Here is a 4,228-nt window from a genome sequence, read left to right as displayed (position 1 = left end):
TTATTTAGATAAAATATCAATTTTTTTATCTTGAAAAAAAGATACGATTTCAAATACATTTCCAATTCACATTTTTTTGCAGAATCGAAAATTTTCATTTCGAAAAAGTTTAAAACAAAAAAACCCGATACTTGCGTATCAGGTTTTAAAAAAGCTCCCTCTCTTGGGCTCGAACCAAGGAGTCTGACTAGCAGTAAACCCAATACTTTACGTTATTTTACTTTTTTATGTTACCGAATTGTATGCCTTTTTTAATATTATTTTTAATTTATTTGTAATCAAAAATTGCATCTTCTGGAACCATTTGCGCTACATTAAGAGTAGGTAGGATGTACTTATTAAAAATTGTTCCTTCTGTCTTAGTATGTAGAATCCCTCTTGACGTCCCTACTGTTATCATTGCCATGTGTGCTATAAACCAACTTGGAATAATAATTTTACCATCAACTACTAAATCATTGAAAGATTCAATTCCAATCTCAAAATTACAATTTACTTGAATCGCGATGAAAGGCTTCTTTTTCATTTCAAAAGTAAATTTGATTGAAGTTATGAAATCTCTTTCTTCAGTATTTAAACCGTAAGATAAATTGGTTTCTAAATTAATTTTGCCTTTGTCAAGATGATTTTCTTCAAACAAAGCAAATTGTTCAGTCTTAATGCCTTTAATACTAAACTCTATATCTTTTTTGTTTCTTTCCATTACCTAGCAATCGCGTATTGGTTATGAGATTCTGAATAGTCCATTTTATTATGTACTACTTTCATTTGAGGTATTTTTGTCGTAGAAGTATCTTTATTAACACTTACTACAATAAACTCTTCCTTCAATGTAGTTGAAGCTGATTTTATTTGAGTAGCCGAAGTTTTAATTTCTGCTACTTGTTTATAATCTATTATTTCCATTAATGAAATCTCTAATGCAGTTTCAAGTTTACATATCGTTTCAAAAGTTAAATTTTGTTGTCCTTTAAGAATTTTATTCACTTGTTGTGCAGAGACTTTCATTTTTTGAGCTAAGTCTTTCTGTGACCAACCCTTCGCTTTTAATGCCTCTAAAACATTTACTGCTACCATTGCTGATTTATCTAACCAGCTTTTATTGGCTTTATAGTATAAAAACTTATCTAACCAAGCAGACTGTTCGTTAGAAACTAGTTTTTGAAAATTTTCTAAATTTTTGGTTTTCATTTTTAAAGAATTAATTCATAAAAACTATCTGCATCATAAACTTCTCGTTCTAACAAATAATTTCTACATTTTTCAATTGTAGTTTTCTCTTTTTGTGTTAATTCACTTTGTTTCATTTTGTGTACAAGTTTTATTGCTCCACCTGTAATAACATAATGATTGGGTTCAATTTTGATAGCGTATAATCTTATCCAACGTTGTTTTGATTTTTGTTTAGACAATAGTGTTTCGCGGTATTCATTGTCATCTAAATTTTGGAATAATTCATCAAGTTGTTTATCGCCATTTTGTGTAAGCTCAAATAATTTTTCTTGTATTTGTTCAACCTCTCTTAAAGTAATATTTACTGCTTCTTTTACTGATGTGACATTAAAGTAAGTCAGATGCTCTTTGTGTTTTTCAAAAAACTCATATAAGTATTTTGTATCCATCCATACGGCAAGATTTCGAGCTAACTCATCTTTCGAGCTGAACTTGAATGCCGTTAATCCGGGTACAAATGTATTAATTATTTCCATTAAATCAACTTATAGGTTTATTTTTTAGCAAAATTATATGATTTTTCTATACAGTAGTAGCTAAGTTATCAACATAAAGTCCTACTATTTTCTTAATTACACCTTATGTTCGTCGCAAATGATTTATAAACAATGAGTTGCATGTCGTTTGCAACATGTTCCTTGCCCTTTGTGTTTATTTCTAATAAAGATAATTATCTATATCTGCTTTACCCCACCTTCGCAAACCCACTCACAAAAGTTTCTACAAATCCAACAATCTTACTCAAGATTCTATCTCCTGTTTTCTTACGTTCCAATACTTTAGGCTTTTCACCTTCTATTAAGTCCAAGAGTTCATCTCTTAAAGGTTCACGTTCGGCAAAGAGGTAATTTTCTATTAGCTGTTCTGTTTTTTCTTCTGACAAGTTTTCTTCCTGTACTAGTAGTTTGAAGGCTTTTATCTGTTCTTCATTCCAGTATTTTTCAAATTGGTCTGGTAGGTCTTCTGTGTCTTCTATTGCAGGGAGATTTTCTAGTATGAAACGTTCTATCAGTTCACGTTTGCTTCTCAGGTTTGCTTCTCCTGTCAGTAAATCAATGATTTCTTTTTGCTTCTTGGATTTCTCTTTTGGGTCGGCGTTTTTTAAGCCTGCCAATAGTTTTAGAATATAAGTAACGTTGATTTCGTCACGGTGTATTAATTCCAATTCAAAATCTACGTCTTCCAGAATGGAAACTTTTTCTTTACTATGGTCATTTTTGACTTTATCGTGTAAATCAAGGTACTTGCTTTTGTAATCTTCAAAAAGTTGCTCGTCCATATCCAAATCTTCCATCGTGAAATCTGAAAAAGTGGTCAGCACATTTTTAAGTCGCATTAGTTCCCGGAACGCTTTGATGAATTCTAATTCCTCCTTTTCACTTTGTAAATCATTTACGCTGTTTACTGTTGGTACAATTTTTAATAGTTCATTGACTGCTTCACTGAATTGTTGCACGTAATCCTCGTAAGGTTGCATAATAATTACATCTATTGCGTCTTTATTAGAAAAGAGTGCAATAGCGTCATCAGTTGCTTTTTTGAGGTTACGGAACACTATAATGTTTCCCTGTGATTTCTGTTCGTTCAGGATTCTATTTGTTCTAGAATAGGCTTGAATCAATCCGTGATGTTTCAAGTTCTTATCCACATACATCGTATTCAGGTTTGGACTATCAAAACCAGTTAAAAACATATTGACTACTAGGAGAATATCAATCTTTTTGTTTTTTACGTTTTTAGAAATATCATTGTAATAATTATAGAATAAAACGCTGTCTTTAGTTGAGAATTTAGTGCCAAACATGGTATTATAATCCACAATAAACGCATCTAGCTTTTCTCTGGAATGCGAGTTTAAACCGTACTTTTCAGCTGGTTCTGCTGCTATATCTAATTCTTCAGGGATGAAACCATTGGCATCTTTATCATCTTCATTGGTAGCATAACTGAAAATAGTTGCAATTTTTAAATTGTGTTTTCCTTCTTCTTTTTTGGCTTGAAGGACTTCATAATATTTAATCAGGGTTTCCACGCAGCTCACACAAAACATTGCGGTGAATTCCCTGCTGTGGGTTTTACGATTGTGATTGTCTATTATGTAATCAGCAATTTTGTTTAAACGCAAAGGAGATTCCATTAATTCTTTAGTATCAATGTCTTCTACTTCAATGTCTATGTTTGTCTTGCTGTCGTCTTTTTGTTTGTAACGACCAACATATTCTACGGAGAACTTTAAAACGTTCTCGTCTTTAATGGCATCTGTAATCACATATTTGTGCAAACATTCGCCAAACAACTCTTTGGTGGTGCGTTTCCCTAATTCATTCTTTACCGCATTATCAGCAAAAATGGGCGTACCGGTAAAGCCAAATAATTGAATATTATTGAAAAAAGATTTTATACGAGTGTGTGTTTCCCCGAATTGAGAACGGTGGCATTCGTCAAAAATGAATACAATGCGTTCGTCTTTCAGTTTATCCATTTTGCTCAAATACTGCTTTTTACTTATGGCGGTATTTAGTTTTTGAATGGTGGTTACAATGAGTTTAGTATCATCCGAGAACTGATTTACCAATGCTTTGGTATTGTCAGTTCCATCGATGCTTCCTTTGCTGAAGCTATTGAATTCTTTGGTAGTTTGGTAATCTAAATCTTTTCTGTCTACCACAAAAACCACTTTTTTGACTTGTGGTAAATTCATTAAAATCTGACTTGCTTTAAACGAAGTCAAGGTTTTTCCTGAACCGGTAGTATGCCAGATATAGGCATTTTTGTTGGTATTCTTTACCGTTTCAACCAATGCTTCTACCGCATAGTATTGGTAGGGGCGAAGCACCATTAGTATTTTGTAGGCTTCACTCAACACAATGTATTTGCATATCATTTTAGAGATATGGCACGGATCTAAAAAGTCCGTAGTAAAACCATTCAATATATTAGTCAGGCGATTGTTGGCTACATCCGTCCAATAGAAGGTTTGTTTGAACGACTGATT

4 protein-coding genes are annotated in these 4,228 nt (G+C 32.5%); all 4 read right to left on the bottom strand.

The features are described from left to right. Positions 1 to 268: 268 nt before the first annotated feature. Positions 269 to 703, bottom strand: a complete 435-nt coding sequence (locus ACH2BG_RS03890; RefSeq protein WP_126744973.1) for a hypothetical protein — start codon at positions 701 to 703, stop codon at positions 269 to 271. Beyond that, positions 703 to 1,191 (bottom strand): multiprotein-bridging factor 1 family protein, encoded by a 489-nt coding sequence (locus tag ACH2BG_RS03885; RefSeq protein WP_395046407.1) that lies wholly within the window; start codon positions 1,189 to 1,191, stop codon positions 703 to 705. Before ACH2BG_RS03885 ends, ACH2BG_RS03890 begins: the two co-directional genes overlap by 1 nt. Positions 1,192 to 1,193: 2 nt before the next feature. Next, entirely contained in the window at positions 1,194 to 1,709 is a 516-nt protein-coding gene (locus ACH2BG_RS03880; RefSeq protein ID WP_395046406.1) for a hypothetical protein, read from the bottom strand. A 209-nt stretch (positions 1,710 to 1,918) separates the two neighbouring features. Further along, the coding region (locus ACH2BG_RS03875; protein ID WP_395046405.1) for a type I restriction endonuclease subunit R at positions 1,919 to 4,228 on the bottom strand (2,310 nt) is incomplete at its 5' end.

Origin of the sequence: Flavobacterium sp. (assembly GCF_043779715.1) — a bacterium.
In the GTDB taxonomy this organism is placed as follows: domain Bacteria; phylum Bacteroidota; class Bacteroidia; order Flavobacteriales; family Flavobacteriaceae; genus Flavobacterium.
Note: the sequence above shows the minus strand (reverse complement) of the source record. Positions and strands in the feature narration are given on the sequence as shown.